This is a genomic window from Pseudomonas donghuensis (genome assembly GCF_000259195.1).
In the GTDB taxonomy this organism is placed as follows: domain Bacteria; phylum Pseudomonadota; class Gammaproteobacteria; order Pseudomonadales; family Pseudomonadaceae; genus Aquipseudomonas; species Aquipseudomonas donghuensis.
The window spans coordinates 1-17,165 of the sequence record NZ_JH650791.1 but is presented as its reverse complement, the minus strand read 5'-3'; the positions used below and the strand labels follow the sequence as shown (position 1 = coordinate 17,165).

Genomic DNA, 17,165 nt, shown 5'->3' with positions numbered 1-17,165 from the left:
CGGGGGGGGGGGGGGGGAGCCGCATCGGCTAAGCTAGCGCCCCATGGCCAGTCTCGATTTTCTGCATATCTCCCTTGCTGATCAATGCCTCTATGGGTTCGCCCAGGGGCAGTTGCGCCTGCGCCTTGACGTCTCCACCGCGCGCAACGGCGCCGGTGAGCTCAAGGGCTCGGGTTGCACGCCGCGGGGTCGCCACCAGGTGCGCGCCAAGATCGGTGCCGGCTTGCCGCAAGGCGCGGTGCTGAGGGGGCGGCGCTGGACCGGCGAAATCTGGTCGCCGGCACTGCACGAACACTTTCCCGGTCGTGACTGGATCCTCACGCGCATACTCTGGCTCAGCGGTTGCGAACCGGGCGTCAATCGCTTGGGGCCGGTCGACACCTTCCACCGTTATATCTACCTGCATGGCACCCCCGATAGCGAACCTATGGGCGTGCCGTTGTCCCATGGTTGCGTGCGCTTGCGCAACGCCGACCTGCTGAACCTGTTCGACCAGGTGCCGGTGCATTGCCCGGTGCAGATCGACGAAGCCGCGTGCCCCCAATGGGCCCACATCCGCGTCAACTGAAGGATCAATTATGAGTGCCAGCCTGCAAGGCTCCCTGATGGTCGACATCGCCGGTACCTGGCTGACCGCCGAGGACCGCCAGCTTTTGCGCCAGCCCGAAGTGGCCGGCCTGATCATCTTTGCCCGCAACATCGAAAGCCCGCGCCAGGTGCGTGAGCTGTGCGCCTCGATTCGCGCCATTCGCCCCGAGTTGATCCTGGCGGTGGATCAGGAAGGCGGTCGGGTGCAGCGGTTGCGCCAGGGCTTTGTGCGCCTGCCGGCGATGCGCGCGATTGCCGATAACGACAACGCCGAATACCTGGCCGAGCAATGCGGTTGGCTGATGGCCACTGAAGTGCTGGCGGTCGGTCTGGACCTGAGCTTTGCGCCGGTGCTGGACCTCGATCACCAGCGCAGTGCTGTGGTCGGCAGCCGCGCCTTCGAAGGTGATCCGCAACGCGCCACGCTGCTGGCCGGTGCTTTTATTCGTGGCATGAACGCCGCGGGCATGGCCGCTTGTGGCAAGCACTTCCCGGGTCATGGCTGGGCCGAGGCCGATTCCCATGTGGCGATTCCCACCGACGAGCGCAGCCTGGCGCAGATCCGCGCGGCCGACCTGGTGCCGTTCACTCGTTTGAGCGGGCAGTTGGCGGCAGTGATGCCGGCCCACGTGATCTATCCGCAGGTGGACAACCAGCCGGCCGGTTTCTCCCGGCGCTGGTTGCAGGAGATTCTGCGCGGCGAGCTGGGCTTCAATGGGGTGATCTTCAGTGATGACCTGTCCATGGCCGGTGCCCATGTGGTCGGTGATGCCGCCAGCCGTATCGAGGCGGCCCTGAGCGCCGGTTGTGACATGGGCCTGGTGTGCAATGATCGCGCAGCCGCCGAGCTGGCCCTGACTGCCGCCCAGCGCCTGAAAGTCAAGCCGTCGCCGCGGATTGCGCAGATGCGCGGGCGGGGCTTTGCCCGTACCGACTATCGTCAACAGCCGCGCTGGCTGGAGGCGCTTGGAGCGCTCAAGGAAGCGCAGCTGGTTGATTGATTGCAGGGCTGCGTTGCAGCCCATCGCTGGCAAGCCAGCTCCCACAGGCTCCGTGTGGGAGCTGGCTTGCCAGCGATGAGTTCACCGCGCACTAGAGCCTTGCCGCTTCCCAGGCAACGGCGCAAACAACGCATCGATATCCTCCGCCGCCAAACGCCAGTCCCCCGCCTGCCGCCCATCCAGCACGCCCGCTGCCAGCGCCGATTTCTCCTGCTGCAACTGCTGGATCTTCTCTTCCACCGTGCCCCGGGTAATCAGCTTGTAGACGAACACCGGTTTTTCCTGGCCGATTCGATAAGCGCGGTCGGTGGCCTGGTTTTCTGCCGCCGGGTTCCACCACGGGTCGTAGTGGATCACGGTGTCCGCCGCGGTCAGGTTCAGGCCGACACCGCCGGCCTTGAGGCTGATCAGGAAGATCTGCAATTGCCCGCTCTGGAAGTCGTGCACCGGTGCCCGGCGGTCACGGGTTTCGCCAGTCAGCAGGGCATAGGCGATACCGCGGTGCTGCAGTTCGGCCTCGATCAGCCGCAGCATGCTGGTGAACTGCGAGAACAACAGGACACGTCGACCTTCGGCCAGCAGTTCTTCGAGCATTTCCATCAGGCTGGTGAGTTTGCCGGAGTGGGCGCCGCGCGCGGTCGAGGCTTGGCTGTTGATCAGGCGCAAATCGCAGCAGACCTGGCGCAGCTTCAACAGCGCTTCGAGGATAATGATCTGGCTGCGCGCCACGCCCTTGCGGGTGATCTCCGCGCGTACTTTCTGGTCCATCGCCAGGCGCATGGTTTCGTACACGTCACGCTGCGCATCGCTGAGTTCGACCCAGTGAATCATCTCGGTTTTGGCCGGTAGCTCGGTGGCCACTTGCTCCTTGGTGCGGCGCAGCAAAAAAGGTTTGATCCGTGCATTGAGGTGTTGCAGGCGTTCATCGTTGCCCTGGCGCTCGATCGGCACCCGATAGTCGCGGTTGAACGCTTTGGCGTCGCCCAGCCAGCCCGGCAGCAGGAAGTGAAACAGCGACCACAGCTCACCCAGGTGGTTTTCCAGCGGGGTGCCGCTCAGGCACAGGCGCTGGCGGGCTTCGAGCTGGCGCGCCGCCTGGGCCGCCTTGCTGCCCGGGGTCTTGATGTACTGCGCCTCATCGAGGATCAGTACATGCAGCTTCAGGCCCTTGAAGTGCGACAGGTCCTTGGGCAGCAGGGCATAGGTGGTCAACAGCAGGTCGTAGTCCTGCAGGCTGCCGAAATGCTTGCGCCGGCCGATGCCTTGCAGGGCCAGCACGCGCAAGCCCGGGGCGAAGCGTTCGGCTTCGTCCTGCCAGTTGGGGATCAGGCTGGTGGGCATCACCACCATGGCCGGGCGGGTCAGGCGTCCGGCATTTTTTTCGCTGAGCAGGTGAGCGAGGGTTTGCAGGGTTTTGCCCAGGCCCATGTCGTCAGCGAGGATGCCGCCGACCTCCAGCTCACGCAGGGCCTGCATCCAGCTCAGGCCTTCGAGCTGATAGGTGCGCAGGGTAGCGTTCAGGCCTTCAGGCGTTTGCGCCGGTTGCAGGCGGATATCGCGCAGGCGCTCGGCCAGGCTGCGCACCTGCTCACCGCCTTGCCAGCTCAACGGCAGCTCTTCCAGGGCATTGAGGCGCGTGGCGTCCAGCGTCGGCAGGCGCACGCTGGTTTCGCCGGGTTCACGCAGGTAAAAGTCGCCCAGGGTTGCCAATACCGGCTTGAGGCGACCGTAGGGCAGGGCCACTTGCAGGTTGCGCCGCACTTCACCCACAGGCGCGGGAATCTGTACCAGCAATTGTTCGTCGTCCCGGCGCTTGTGCAACTGCGCAGGGTTGAGCAGTTCCGGGTGGCTGCGCAGCACGTTGAGCAGAATCGGCAGCAGGCTCAGGCGCTGGCCATTGACCTCGATACCCAGTTCCAGGTCGAACCAGTCCCGGCCGCTGGCTTCGTCGATCTGTGCGTACCAGTTGTCGACCTCGGCAAGATTGAAGGCGAAGTCGTCGGTGTACTCGATCTCCCAGCCTTGTTCGCGCAGGGTCGGCAGGTCATTGAGCATGAAGCGTAGCCAGGCTGCTTCGGAGGCCAGCTCAAGCAGGTCGCCGGCGCTCTCCGGCAGGGCTTTGCTCTGCCGGGTGGCGATCTTGAAGCCCAGGCGCTGGAGCGTCTGGCGGATTTGGCTTTCGGCCTCGGCGTGGCGCTGCAGGCGTTGGCTGCCAGTACTCTCCAGGCGGCTGACGTCCTTGACTTGCCTGCCGCTGGCGCGAATGCCGTCATAGTTGAACGACAGCGCCGCCCGGTGCTGGTGCTGGCGCTGCATCCTGCCGGTTTGCGGCACGTAGGCGCTGAACTCGTGGCTGCCCAGAATCAGGTGAGGCGTGGGGGCAATACCATCGTTAGGCATCGGGTTACTGCTCCATCATCTCCGCAGGCGCAGTGGGAGCGCTGGCTGGCCGATTGGCCGTGACCTTGAGCAGCAGGGCCAGGTGGCCGCCGTCGAGGAAGGTCAGTTCTCCATTCTTGATGGTGCTGTTGCTCTGCTTGAGCGGTTCGCTCAAGGTCACGCTGCCGTTGCCGTCGAACTGGTTGACCCAGAAACTGGCATCAACGGCGATGAAGCGTTCTTCCTTGACGGTCAGGTTGCCCTCGATGGGGAACTGGCCGAAGTGTTCTTCGCCGTCGCTGATCGCCACTGTGCCGGCATCTTGTTTCCAGGCTTTGTGCAGCAGCACGGTGTACTGGTTCGGGTCGGCGGCAAGCTTGGCCGCCTCGTCGGTGAGCGCTGGTTGGCGCAGGTCACCCTCGGCGACGATCTGGGCGCCATTGCGCCAGTCTTCCGGGGCCGACTTGCTGGTAATCGCCGGCACGGCGTTCTGCCGTACCAGGATCATTTCGACCTGATAGGCGCCATTGGCAAATGCCGTCGGGGCAATCAGTGCCAGCAGCAGGGTCAGGCTACGCGTTGCACGCATGGATCTTCCTTCACGCAGATTGTGGGGTCAGGCGCTCGAACAGCGCCTCAAGGTTGTTGAAGCGTTCTTCCGGGCGCTCCATCGGCACCAGGAACTTGAACTGGGTGGCGCCTTCGAACTTGTAGCGTTTGGGCTGGCCCTGGATCAGCTTGATCAGCACCAGCGGATCGACCGGGGTCTGGGCTTCGAATTCGATCTTGCCGCCGTTGGGGCCGGCGTCGACCTTCTTGATGCCGAGTTTTTCTGCCTGCAGCTTGAGCAGGGTCAGGCGCACCAGGTTCTTGGTCGGTTCCGGCAGCAGGCCGAAACGGTCGATCATCTCTACCTGCAGGTCCTTCAGGCCGTCTTCGTCCACCGCCGAGGCGATGCGCTTGTAGAGGATCAGCCGCGCATGCACATCCGGCAGGTAGTCCTCGGGAATCAGTGCCGGCAAGCGCAGGTTGATTTCCGGGCCGCCGCCCAACGGCTGGTCGAGGTTTGGCTGGGTGCCCTTGCGGATGGCCTTGACCGCGCGTTCGAGCATTTCCATGTACAGGGTAAAACCGACCGCCTGGATCTGCCCGCTCTGGCCTTCGCCGAGCAGCTCGCCGGCGCCGCGGATCTCCAGGTCATTGGTGGCCAGGACAAAGCCAGCCCCCAGGTCCTGGGTGTTGGCGATGGCTTCCAGGCGCTTTTCGGCGTCCGGGGTGATTTGCTGGCGCGGCGGGGTGAGCAGATAGGCATAGGCCTGGTGGTGACTGCGCCCGACCCGGCCGCGCAACTGGTGCAACTGCGCCAGGCCGAACTTGTCGGCACGCTCGATGATGATGGTGTTGGCGCTCGGCACGTCGATGCCGGTCTCGATGATGGTCGAGGCGATCAGCACGTTGAAGCGCTTGTGATAGAAGTCGCTCATCACCTGTTCGAGTTCGCGCTCGCGCATCTGCCCGTGGCCGATGCCGATGCGTGCTTCCGGTACCAGTTCGGCAAGGTCGGCGGCGCATTTTTCGATGCTCTTCACATCGTTGTGCAAGTAGTAAACCTGGCCGCCGCGCAGCAGTTCACGCAGCAGCGCCTCCTTGACCGTGCTCTTGTTCTGCTCCATGACGAAGGTACGCACCGACAGCCGGCGCGCCGGCGGCGTGGCGATGATCGACAGGTCGCGCATGCCGGCCACGGCCATGTTCAGGGTGCGCGGGATCGGCGTGGCGGTCAGGGTGAGGATGTCCACCTCGCTGCGCAGGGCCTTGAGCTGCTCCTTCTGGCGCACGCCGAAACGGTGCTCTTCGTCGATGATCACCAGGCCCAGGTCCTTGATCTTGACGTCGTCCTGCAGCAGCTTGTGGGTGCCGATGACAATGTCGATCTTGCCTTCGGCCAGGTCCGCCACCGCTGCGGCGACTTCCTTGGGCGACTTGAAGCGGCTCATCACCTCGACCGTTACCGGCCAGTCGGCGAAGCGGTCGCGAAAACTGTTGTAGTGCTGCTGGGCGAGCAGAGTGGTCGGCACCAGGATTGCCACCTGGCGGCCGCCGTGCACGGCAATGAAGGCTGCGCGCATGGCCACTTCGGTCTTGCCGAAGCCGACATCGCCGCACACCAGGCGGTCCATCGGCTTGGCCGCGAGCATGTCCTCGCGCACCGCTTCGATGGCGCTTTGCTGGTCCGGGGTCTCCTCGAAGGGGAAGCCGGCGCTGAAGGTGGCGTAATCCACCGACGGGTCGGCGAAGGCATAGCCTTTGCGCGCGGCGCGGCGGGCATAGATGTCGAGCAGTTCGGCAGCGACATCACGTACCTGTTCGGCGGCCTTGCGCTTGGCTTTTTGCCAGGCTTCGGAGCCGAGCCGGTGCAGCGGCGCCAGGGCGTCGTCGCTGCCGGTATAGCGGGCGATCAGGTGCAGGTTGGCCACCGGCACGTAGAGCTTGGCGCCCTCGGCGTATTCGAGGGTGAGGAACTCGGCGGCCTGGTTGTCGATTTCCAGGGTCGCCAGGCCCAGGTAGCGGCCGACCCCGTGATCGATATGCACCACCGGCGCGCCTTCACGCAGCTCGGTGAGGTTCTTGATGACGGCATCGTTATTGGCGTCGCTGCGCTTGTCGCGGCGCCGGCGCTGCATTACCCGTTGACCGAACAGCGGGCTCTCGGCGACCAGGGCGATGGCCGGGTCATCCAGCAGCAGGCCTTCGTCCAGCGGTGCGATGGTGATCGCCAGGCGCTCCTTGCCGGCAACGAAGGCACTCCAGCTGTCGACGGTTTGCGGGCGCAGCTTCAGGCGCTCAAGCAGCTCCAGCAGCACTTCGCGACGGCCCGCCGACTCGGCGGTGAACAGCACGCGGCCAGAGAACTGCTCAAGAAAGCCCGACAGCGCTGCCAACGGCTGGTTGGCCTTGGCTTCGATGGCAAGGTTGGGCAGGACCTGGGCCGGGAAGCGCTCGCGGCCGACGCCGCTGTCGACGTCGTCCTGGCTGACCACCACGCGCGGCCAGCTCTTGAGCCGGGCGAAACAGTCCTCAACCGGCAGGAACAGTTCGGCGGGCGGCAGCAACGGTCGCGCCGGGTCGATGCGGCGTTCCTCGTAGCGGTTGCGCACATCGCTCCAGAAGTGCTCGGCGGCCTGTTCGACGCCCGGCAGGGAGAACACCTGGGTGTCCTGGGGCAGGTAGTCGAACAGGGTCGAGGTGTCTTCGAAGAACAGCGGCAGGTAGTACTCGATACCGGCTGGGGTGATGCCGCTGGAGAGGTCCTGGAAGATCGGGCTGCGGCGGAAGTCGACGTCGAAGCGCTCGCGAAAGCGTGCCTTGAAGCGCGTCACCGCCTCTTTTTGCAGCGGGAACTCGCGGGCCGGCAGCAGCCGCACCGAGTCGACCTTGTCGATCGAGCGCTGGGTTTCCGGGTCGAAGGTACGCAGGGTCTCGATTTCGTCATCGAACAGGTCGATGCGGTACGGCAGCTTGCTGCCCATCGGGAACAGGTCGATCAGCGCGCCGCGTACGGCGAACTCGCCGTGCTCGTACACGGTATCGACGCAGCGGTAACCGCTGGCTTCAAGGCGCGTGCGCATCTGCTCGACATCAAGCTTCTGGCCGATGTCCAGCACCAGGCTGCTGCCGAGTAGAAAGCGCGTCGGTGCCAGGCGGTGCAGGGCCGTGGTGATCGGCACCACGAGAATGCCGTGATCAAGCTCCGGCAGCCGGTACAGGCTGGAAATGCGCTGGGAGATGATGTCCTGGTGCGGCGAGAACAGGTCGTAGGGCAGGGTTTCCCAGTCAGGGAAGGGCAGTACCGGCAGCTCGGGCGCAAAAAAACGCAGCTCCTGCTCGAGGCGGTCAGCGCTCTGGCTGTCGGCGGTCAGCAGCAGGGTGAAGCGTTTGGCGGCGCTGGCCGCTTCGGCAATCGCCAGGCTCAGGGCGGCGCCCGGCAGGTTGCCCCAGGTTTGTTTGCCGGCAGTGGCCGGCAGGTGCGGTAGACGCAGAACAGGCACGGGAGGTCGAGCTCCAAGCGTTGCGACAAAGACGCCAATTGTACCGGGCGCAGGCCCGCGCTGTCAGGTTTGTGCAGGCTAAAAGCATGTAGTGGATTGTCGGCGACAGGCGCTCATTGCCCGATGGGCTGCGGGGCGTCATAATGTAGCCCCTTTTTTCTGTCCCTACATGTGGAAGGTTCCCGTGACTCAGAAGCCCGACCAGTGTCTTGGTGAGTGGATTGATCGTGAAGCGCTTGCAGAAGCGATGATCCCGCTTATCGGTCAGCTCTACCGCAATAACAATGTGGTGAGCTCGATCTATGGCCGTAGCCTGATCAACCGCTCGGTGATCTCGATCCTCAAAGCGCACCGCTTTGCCCGTCATCGCCAGACCGACGAAACCGAACTGTCTGTACACGAGACATTCCCGCTGCTCAAAGCGATGAGCGAGCTGAAACTGGGCGCCGCTTCGGTCGACCTGGGCAAGCTGGCCAACAAATTCAAGCAAGAAGGCAACGGCCGTAGCGCCGAGCAGTTCGTGCGCGAAGAAATGGCTGACGTGGTTGGCCAGCAAAACGCTTCGGCGCGCAAAGGCACCGACGTTGTCCTCTACGGCTTCGGTCGTATCGGCCGTCTGCTGGCGCGTATCCTGATCGAGAAAACCGGTGGTGGCGACGGCCTGCGTCTGCGCGCCATCGTCGTGCGCAAAGGCGCCGAGAACGATCTGGTCAAGCGTGCCAGCCTGCTGCGTCGTGACTCGGTACATGGCCCGTTCGATGGCACCATCACCATCGACGAAGCCAACAACACCATCACTGCCAACGGCAACCTGATCCAGGTTATCTACGCCAAGAACCCGAGCGAAGTCGACTACACCCAGTACGGCATCGAGAATGCCCTGATCGTCGACAACACCGGTGTATGGCGCGACGCCGACGGCCTGGGCCAGCACCTGGCCTGCCCGGGCGCTGCCCGCGTGATCCTCACCGCACCTGGCAAGGGCGCGCTGAAGAACATCGTGCATGGCATCAACCATGGCGAAATCAGCGCTGATGACAAGATCATCTCCGCGGCTTCCTGCACCACCAACGCCATCGTTCCGGTACTGAAGGCGGTCAACGACAAGTTCGGCATCATCAACGGTCACGTTGAAACCGTTCACTCGTTCACCAACGACCAGAACCTGATCGACAACTTCCACAAGGGCAGCCGTCGTGGCCGTGCCGCGCCGCTGAACATGGTTATCACCGAGACCGGTGCCGCCACTGCAGCCGCCAAGGCACTGCCAGTGCTCAAGGGCAAGCTGACCGGCAACGCGATCCGCGTACCAACGCCGAACGTGTCGATGGCTATCCTCAACCTGAACCTGGAAAAAGCCACCAGCCGCGAAGAGATCAACGAGTACCTGCGCCAGATGGCCATGCACTCGGACCTGCACAAGCAGATCGACTACGTGAGCTCCCAGGAAGTGGTCTCCACCGACTTCGTCGGTTCCCGCCACGCCGGTGTGGTCGATGCCGAAGCCACCATCTGCAACGAAAACCGTGTTGTCCTGTACGTCTGGTACGACAACGAATTCGGTTACAGCTGCCAGGTAGTGCGCGTGATGGAAGACATGGCTGGCGTCAATCCGCCTGCTTTCCCACGCTAAGCTTGGCTTGGTTGTGAAAGACGGGAACCTCAGGGTTCCCGTTTTTTTTGCCTGAAATTTCCAGGAGGCTGGATGCGTAGAACAGTGTTGATAGGCGCGTTGCTGAGTCTGGCCGGGTGCGGGCAGGGCAACACCCTTGAACGCATCAGTGGCCCGACCATGGGTAGCAGCTACACCGTGCAGTATGTGCGCACGCCCCAGGGGCCGGCGCCGGAGCAGGTCAAGCGCGAGGTGGAGCGGATTCTCGAAGGCATCGACAAGCGATTTTCCACCTACCGCAGCGACTCGCTGATCGAGGCCTTCAACAGGCTGCCGGCCAACAGCTGCCAGTCGATGCCGGCCGATGTGCTGGCGCTGGTGCGGGTTGGCGAGCAGCTGGCGCAGCAGAGTGACGGGGCGTTTGACCTGACCGTGGAACCCTTGCTCGACCTGTGGGGCTTCGGCCCGCAGTCACGCAGGGAAAAAGTACCGGATGCCCAGGCCCTGGCCGCCACGCGCCAACGGGTCGGGTATGGGCATTTGCGCATAATCGGTGAGCAGCTGTGCAAGGATGCACCGGTGGAAGTCGACTTCAACAGCATCGCTGCCGGGCATGCGGTGGACCTGCTGGTGGCGCGGCTAAAAGCCCTGGGCATCGCGGATTTGCTGGTCGAAGCGACCGGTGAACTCAAGGCGATCGGACGCAAACCTGATGGCAGCAAATGGAAGGTGGCCCTGGAGCTGCCGGGTGCTGACCGCCAGATTGCCCAGCAAGTGCTGGCCGTGGACGGTTTTGGTGTGTCGACCTCCGGTGACTATCGCAATTATTTCGAGGAGAATGGCCTGCGCTATTCACACACCTTCGATGCGCGCCTTGGGAGGCCGGTGAAACACGACCTGGCGGCGGTGACGGTATTTGACCGTTCGACGCTGATGGCCGATGGGTACTCGACCTTGCTGTTGATCCTCGGGCCCGAGCAAGGCTGGGAGTTTGCCCTCAAACACGGGATTGCCGCGGTGTTCGTGACCCGGGTTGCGGAAGGTTTCGTCTCCCGAAGCACGCCGGCGTTTGTCCAGGTGAACAAGCAGTAACCAGTTTTTGTGGGAGCTGGCCTTGCCAGCGATGCAGGCGACGCGCAATCGCTGACACTGCGCTGATGCCATCGCCGGCAAGGCCGGCTCCCACAGGGTTTGTGTAAATGACATGTAGTGCAGAGAAAAATAGCCTACGACGCGACCAAGGGTTAATGTGCGCGGCGTTCAAGCTTGATTAGACTGCACCCGAATTTTTTCATGGCGCCGCTGGCGGCATGAGGTAGCCCCGCCCGCCGATGTGGCGCGCAGGCCTGTTCTGAAGGAGTACGCATGGCTGTCTACAACTACGACGTAGTGGTGCTGGGTTCCGGCCCCGCAGGAGAAGGGGCGGCAATGAATGCTGCCAAAGCAGGACGCAAGGTGGCGATGGTCGATAGCCGTCGCCAGGTCGGCGGCAACTGCACCCACCTGGGCACCATCCCGTCCAAGGCCCTGCGTCACTCAGTGCGCCAGATCATGCAGTTCAACACCAACCCGATGTTCCGGGCCATTGGTGAACCGCGCTGGTTCTCGTTCCCTGACGTACTGAAAAGCGCCGAGAAGGTGATCTCCAAGCAGGTTGCCTCGCGCACCGGCTACTATGCGCGCAACCGCGTCGACGTGTTCTTCGGCACCGGCAGCTTCGCCGACGAGCAGACCATCGAAGTGGTCTGCGCCAACGGCGTGGTCGAGAAACTGGTGGCCAAGCACATCATCATCGCCACCGGTTCGCGCCCGTATCGCCCGGCCGATATCGATTTCCACCACCCGCGTATCTACGATAGCGACACCATCCTCAGCCTCGGCCACACCCCGCGCAAACTGATCGTCTACGGCGCCGGCGTGATTGGCTGTGAGTACGCCTCGATCTTCAGTGGTCTGGGTGTGCTGGTGGAGCTGGTGGACAACCGCGCTCAGTTGCTGAGCTTCCTCGACTCGGAAATTTCCCAGGCGCTGAGCTACCACTTCAGCAACAACAACATCACCGTTCGCCACAACGAAGAGTACGACCGTGTCGAAGGCCTGGACAACGGTGTGATCCTGCACCTCAAATCCGGCAAGAAGATCAAGGCCGATGCCTTGCTCTGGTGCAACGGCCGTACCGGCAATACCGACAAGCTGGGCCTGGAAAACATTGGCATCAAGGTCAACAGCCGTGGTCAGATCGAAGTCGACGAGAACTACCGCACCCACGTGCCGAACATCTACGGTGCCGGTGATGTGATCGGCTGGCCGAGCCTGGCCAGTGCCGCCCACGACCAGGGTCGCTCGGCTGCCGGCAGCATCGTCGACAACGGCAGCTGGCGGTTCGTCAATGATGTGCCGACTGGCATCTACACCATTCCGGAGATCAGCTCGATCGGCAAGAACGAGCAGGAGCTGACCCAGGCCAAGGTACCTTATGAAGTGGGCAAGGCCTTCTTCAAGAGCATGGCCCGGGCGCAAATCGCCGGTGAGCCGCAAGGCATGCTGAAGATCCTGTTCCACCGCGAAACCCTGGAAATCCTTGGCGTGCACTGCTTCGGCTACCAGGCGTCGGAGATCGTCCACATCGGCCAGGCGATCATGGATCAGCCGGGTGAGCGCAATACCCTGAAGTACTTCGTCAACACCACCTTCAACTACCCGACCATGGCCGAAGCCTATCGGGTAGCGGCTTACGACGGCCTCAACCGGCTTTTTTGAGCGGCTCCGGCCGGTGGCCTGAGCCGGCCGGGGAGACCGATTTCAGCGATTCTCGAGGGTGGCGCTGGCCAAACCGGGAAAGTCTGTAATCAGGCTGTCTACGCCGAAGTCGGCGAGCCTGCGCATCAGCGCCGGCTCGTTGACTGTCCACACCGACACGTGCAACCCCTGGCGCTGAGCCTTGATCAGGCGCTCGGGGGTGCACAGTGTCCAGTTCAACGCCAGCAAGTTGCAGTCATAGTTCTGGGCGACCTTCAGTGGGTCGAGCCAGGCGTATTCGGCGACCAGCCCCCTGGCAATATCCGGTGTCAGCTCAAGCGCTGCGCCCAGCACTTCCCGTGAGCTTGAGGTAATGGTGATCTTGTCGAGCAGGCCGAACTGCTGGGCCATTTCGCGGATTGCCAGCACGGTGGTGGCGGCGCGGGTGCGCGAGGCACTCTTGACCTCCAGTTGCCAGTGCTCGAAGTCGCACTTTTCAAACAGTTCTTCAAGGCGCGGGATAGGGCAGGGCGAGACCCAGCCCGGGCCGCCCTTGCGTGCGTCATAGGTCGCAAGATCGGCCGCGAAATGCTCGACCACTTTGCCGCGCCGGCCCGTGGTGCGCTTGAGGCTCGGGTCATGGATCACCATCAGCTGGTTGTCGGCTGACAGGTGCAGGTCGAGTTCGCAGCGACGCACGCCGTGCCCGAGGCACTGCTGGAAGCTGGCGAGGGTGTTTTCGGGGGCTTCGCCCTTGGCGCCGCGGTGGCCGTAAATCGTGGTCACGTCTGTTCCTTCAACAAATAAGTGAAACTCAGGAGGCGCTTGGGTCGTTCTGTTCCAGGGCCTGGCGTCGTTGTTGCGCTTGGCGTTGCAGGATGTAGCGGGCCAGCAGCTGGCGCTGGGCATCGGTGGTGTCGATGAACTCGGTGCCGACCTCGTACTGGCCGTCGGCGTTGCGATCGCAATGGGTGACTTTGGCGCGCAGCAACAGGCCCAGGGCCTGGGGCATCAGCACCATCTTCACCGCGACGCAGGTGTCAGCAGCCAGCGGCTCGGCCTGGCTGAACTCGATGCCGCCTTCGGACAGCACCACCGCTTGCGGCGCGCTCAACTGCCCGAGCAAGGTCTGCGCGACCACGGCGCTGAGCAGGTCGATGCGTTTGTTCTGGGCCTTGAGAAAGGCGGCCAGGGTGCGGTCCTTGTCACTGAGCTGGCGCAGCAGGTGTTGGGATTCGAACTCGCTCAGGTGCAATTCACTGAGCAGGTTGAACAGCGGCGAAGTATCTTGCAACAAGTCCGTGCCAAGCGCTTCGGCGGCGCTCAACGGGCTAATTTCCAGTGCGATCCGATCCTCGATACGGTAGTATTCGCGGCGATCTTCTTCATCTAATGTCGACATGGCGAACCCATGGTAGCGGCGGTGGTCTGAGTGTAAAGCTGCTATTCAAGCCCCGCCACAAGGACGTTCCTCTTTCATCCGAACAAGCCCCGACATGTTCAGACCTCTCTTCGTATTCATCGGCACGCGTTATACCCGTGCCAAGCGTCGCAACCACTTCGTCTCGTTCATTTCCCTGACCTCGATGATCGGCCTCGCCCTGGGCGTTGTCGTGATGATCGTGGTGTTGTCGGTCATGAACGGCTTCGATCACGAGATGCGCACCCGGGTGTTGGGCATGGTGCCCCACGCCACACTGGAAACCGGCCAGCCGATCAACGACTGGCCGGCCCTTGCCAGTCAAGTAAAGCAGAACCCGCAGGTTCTGGCGGTGGCGCCTTTCACCCAGATGCAGGGCCTGCTGACCCATGACGGCAAGGCGCAAAAGGTGCTGCTAAACGGCATCGACCCGGCCCAGGAACGCCAGGTCTCGATCATCGACGACTTTATCCGCGAGGGTAAGCTCGATGACCTGGCCCCCGGCGAGTTCGGCATCATGATCGGCGACAAGGCGGCCACCAAGCTGGGTGTTGGCGTCGGCGACAAGCTGACCTTCGTCGCCCCCGAAGTCACCGTGACCCCGGCCGGCATGTTCCCGCGCATGAAGCGCTTTACCGTGGTCGGCATCTTTCATGTCGGCGCCGGTGAGATCGACGGCTACCTGGGCCTGACCAACCTCTCGGACCTGTCCCGCCTGCACCGCTGGAAGGCCGACCAGGTCCAGGGCCTGCGCCTGAAGTTCGACGACCTGTTCCAGGCGCCGCGGGTGGCCTGGGACATCGCCCAGAAGCTCGGCGAGCAGGAGTTCTATGCCCGCGACTGGACCCGCAGCCACGGTAACCTGTACCAGGCGATCCGCATGGAAAAAGCCATGATCGGCCTGCTGTTGCTGCTGATCGTCGCGGTGGCGGCGTTCAACATCATTTCCACCCTGGTGATGGTGGTAAACGACAAGAAGGGCGATATCGCCATCTTGCGCACCCTGGGTTCGACGCCCGGGCAGATCATGGCCATTTTCATGGTTCAGGGTACGGTGATCGGTGTGGTCGGCACCCTGATCGGCGCGCTGGTGGGCATCTTCGCCGCGCTCAATGTCAGCGCCGCGATCGCCGGCATCGAAACCCTGATCGGGCACAAGTTCCTCAATGCCGACGTCTATTTCATCGACTACCTGCCCTCGCAGATCATGGCCGAGGACGTGTGGATGGTCTGCGGTGCGGCATTGGTCCTGAGTTTCCTCGCCACCCTGTATCCGGCCTGGCGTGCGGCACGCACCCAGCCTGCGGAGGCGCTACGTTATGAGTGAGTTGGGCATGAGTGATAAAGCAGTGCTGAGTTGCCGCAACCTGGGCAAGTCCTACGAGGAAGGCCCGGAGAAGGTCCAGGTGTTGTCCGGCTTGCAGCTGGAGCTGCACCCGGGCGAGCGGGTGGCGATCGTCGGTAGTTCAGGTTCGGGCAAGAGTACTTTGCTCAACCTGCTCGGCGGCCTCGACACCCCGTCCGAAGGCAGCGTCTGGCTGGCCGGCGAAGAGCTCTCGGCGCTGGGCGAACGCGCCCGTGGCCTGCTGCGCAATCGCGCCCTGGGCTTCGTCTACCAGTTCCACCACCTGCTGCCGGAGTTCACTGCGCTGGAGAACGTGTGCATGCCGTTGCTGATCGGTCGCACCGCCATTCCCGAAGCACGTGAACGTGCCCAGGCGCTGCTCAAGCGCGTGGGCCTGGGGCATCGCCTGAGCCACAAGCCGGCCGAGCTGTCCGGTGGTGAGCGCCAGCGCGTGGCCATCGCCCGGGCCCTGGTCAACCGGCCGGGGCTGGTCATGCTCGACGAGCCGACCGGCAACCTCGACCATCACACCGCCCAGGGCATCCAGGACCTCATGCAGGAGCTGAGCAGCGCCTCGCAGACAGCCTTCCTGGTGGTGACCCACGATCTCAACCTGGCGCGCCAGATGGACCGAGTGCTGCGCCTGGATGACGGGCACCTGGTACCGATCTGATTGCCCGCGCAACGTGCCCGCCACCGTTAGGCGGGCACCTGGTTCCTTTTCTTTACCCGGGTGCTTTCGTTCATGTTCAGACCCTTGTCTATTTTCATCGGCGCGCGCTACACCCGCGCCAAGCGCCGCAACCATTTCATCTCGTTCATCTCCATGACCTCGATGATCGGCCTGTCCCTGGGCGTGCTGGCGATGATCGTGGTGCTGTCGGTGATGAATGGCTTTCAGCGCGAAATGAGTTCGCGCATCCTCGGCATGGTGCCGCACGCCAGCGTGCTCGGTGCCCAGCCGCTGGATGACTGGCGGCCAGTGGCGGCCGAAGCCTTGAAGAACCCTGAAGTGATTGCTGCCGCGCCGCTGACCGAGATGGAAGGCATGTTGTCCTACAAGGGCTCGATGCAGCCGATCCAGGTCAGCGGCATCGACCCGGCCGAGGAGGGCAAGGTCTCGATCGTGGCCCAGCATATCGTTCAGGGTCGCCTCGAAGACCTCAAGCCGGGCGAGTTCGGCGTGGTCATCGGCGAAATCACGGCACGGCGTTTTCGCCTCAACGTCGGCGACAAGCTGACCCTGATCGTGCCGGAAGTCAGCAGCGCGCCAGGTGGCATCACCCCGCGCATGCAGCGCCTGAACGTGGTTGGGGTGTTCAAGGTGGGCGCCGAACTCGACGGCTCGCTGGGCCTGATGCACATGGCCGACGCCGCGCAGATGCAGCGCTGGGCGCCGAACCAGGTGCAGGGCGTGCGCCTCAAGGTCAAGGACCTGTACGCCGCGCCGCAGGTGTCCAAGGCGATTACCGCGAGCCTTGGCGAGCAGTACCGCGCCGATGACTGGACCCATACCCAGGGCAGTCTGTTCAGCGCCATGAAGATGGAAAAGACCATGATTGGCCTGTTGTTGCTGCTGATCATCGCCGTGGCGGCGTTCAACATCATTGCCACGCTGATCATGGTGGTCAACGACAAGGGCGCCGACATCGCCATCTTGCGCACCATCGGCGCGACGCCGGCGCAGATCATGGGCACCTTCATGGTCCAGGGCAGCCTGATCGGTATCGTCGGTACCTTGATTGGCGGCGTGCTCGGGGTGATCGCGGCGCTGAACGTCAGCCAGATCGTCGGCTGGCTGGAGCGCGTCAGCGGCCAGCATATCTTCACCTCGGACGTGTACTTCATCAGCACCTTGCCGTCCGAGCTGCAGTGGGGCGACGTGGCGCTGATCTGCAGCGCCGGCTTGATCATGAGCTTCCTGGCGACGCTGTACCCGGCGTGGCGGGCATCGCAGGTGGAGCCGGCGTACGCCTTGCGTTACGAGTGATGACAGGTGCGGCCGCGCTGCGGCCGATCGCCGGCAAGGCCG

Annotated in this window: 13 protein-coding genes; 8 read left to right on the top strand and 5 right to left on the bottom strand. The window is 63.4% G+C overall.

The features are described from left to right. Positions 1-43 precede the first annotated feature (43 nt). Both UW3_RS0125820 and nagZ read left to right on the top strand, forming a co-directional pair. Entirely contained in the window at positions 44-568 is a 525-nt protein-coding gene (locus tag UW3_RS0125820) for a L,D-transpeptidase (RefSeq protein ID WP_010226964.1), read from the top strand. A gap of 22 nt (positions 569-590) precedes the next feature. Further along, positions 591-1,589 (top strand): beta-N-acetylhexosaminidase, encoded by a 999-nt coding sequence (gene nagZ, locus UW3_RS0125815; protein WP_174242332.1) that lies wholly within the window; start codon positions 591-593, stop codon positions 1,587-1,589. An 81-nt stretch (positions 1,590-1,670) separates the two neighbouring features. Here nagZ and UW3_RS0125810 read toward each other — a convergent pair whose 3' ends face one another. Genes UW3_RS0125810 through mfd form a run of 3 tightly spaced genes read right to left on the bottom strand, consistent with a single transcriptional unit; the run spans position 1,671 to position 8,017 of the window. Beyond that, the gene (locus UW3_RS0125810; protein ID WP_010226962.1) at positions 1,671-3,989 is read right to left on the bottom strand and encodes a DEAD/DEAH box helicase; all 2,319 of its coding nucleotides are present in this window, start codon (positions 3,987-3,989) and stop codon (positions 1,671-1,673) included. 4 nt (positions 3,990-3,993) lie between these two features. Continuing rightward, the gene (locus UW3_RS0125805) at positions 3,994-4,557 is read right to left on the bottom strand and encodes a CsiV family protein (protein WP_010226960.1); all 564 of its coding nucleotides are present in this window, start codon (positions 4,555-4,557) and stop codon (positions 3,994-3,996) included. 10 nt (positions 4,558-4,567) lie between these two features. Continuing rightward, complete coding sequence (gene mfd / locus UW3_RS0125800; RefSeq protein WP_010226958.1) at positions 4,568-8,017, bottom strand: transcription-repair coupling factor; 3,450 nt, start codon at positions 8,015-8,017, stop codon at positions 4,568-4,570. Between the two features lie 169 nt (positions 8,018-8,186). Here mfd and UW3_RS0125795 point away from each other — a divergent pair, with 169 nt between their 5' ends. From UW3_RS0125795 to sthA, 3 genes are all read left to right on the top strand, one after another. Beyond that, positions 8,187-9,650, top strand: a complete 1,464-nt coding sequence (locus UW3_RS0125795; RefSeq protein WP_010226956.1) for a glyceraldehyde-3-phosphate dehydrogenase — start codon at positions 8,187-8,189, stop codon at positions 9,648-9,650. Positions 9,651-9,722: 72 nt separating this feature from the next. Beyond that, complete coding sequence (locus UW3_RS0125790; RefSeq protein ID WP_036996338.1) at positions 9,723-10,721, top strand: FAD:protein FMN transferase; 999 nt, start codon at positions 9,723-9,725, stop codon at positions 10,719-10,721. Positions 10,722-10,994: 273 nt separating this feature from the next. Beyond that, positions 10,995-12,389 carry a Si-specific NAD(P)(+) transhydrogenase gene (sthA, locus tag UW3_RS0125785; RefSeq protein ID WP_010226951.1) on the top strand — a complete coding sequence of 465 codons (1,395 nt, stop codon included), beginning with the start codon at positions 10,995-10,997 and terminating at the stop codon, positions 12,387-12,389. A gap of 42 nt (positions 12,390-12,431) precedes the next feature. Here sthA and UW3_RS0125780 read toward each other — a convergent pair whose 3' ends face one another. Then, positions 12,432-13,154 carry a glycerophosphodiester phosphodiesterase gene (locus UW3_RS0125780; RefSeq protein WP_010226949.1) on the bottom strand — a complete coding sequence of 241 codons (723 nt, stop codon included), beginning with the start codon at positions 13,152-13,154 and terminating at the stop codon, positions 12,432-12,434. Positions 13,155-13,182: 28 nt separating this feature from the next. Then, complete coding sequence (locus tag UW3_RS0125775; RefSeq protein WP_010226946.1) at positions 13,183-13,770, bottom strand: PilZ domain-containing protein; 588 nt, start codon at positions 13,768-13,770, stop codon at positions 13,183-13,185. Positions 13,771-13,864: 94 nt separating this feature from the next. Here UW3_RS0125775 and UW3_RS0125770 point away from each other — a divergent pair, with 94 nt between their 5' ends. The 3 genes from UW3_RS0125770 (at position 13,865) to UW3_RS0125760 (ending at position 17,123) form a co-directional block, all read left to right on the top strand. After that, entirely contained in the window at positions 13,865-15,115 is a 1,251-nt protein-coding gene (locus tag UW3_RS0125770) for a lipoprotein-releasing ABC transporter permease subunit (protein WP_010226944.1), read from the top strand. Positions 15,116-15,122: 7 nt separating this feature from the next. Next, positions 15,123-15,806: a lipoprotein-releasing ABC transporter ATP-binding protein LolD gene (gene lolD, locus UW3_RS0125765; protein WP_174242301.1), complete on the top strand. Its 684-nt coding sequence runs from the start codon at positions 15,123-15,125 to the stop codon at positions 15,804-15,806. 72 nt (positions 15,807-15,878) lie between these two features. Continuing rightward, positions 15,879-17,123, top strand: a complete 1,245-nt coding sequence (locus tag UW3_RS0125760; protein ID WP_010226940.1) for a lipoprotein-releasing ABC transporter permease subunit — start codon at positions 15,879-15,881, stop codon at positions 17,121-17,123. The last annotated feature ends 42 nt before the right edge of the window (positions 17,124-17,165 follow it).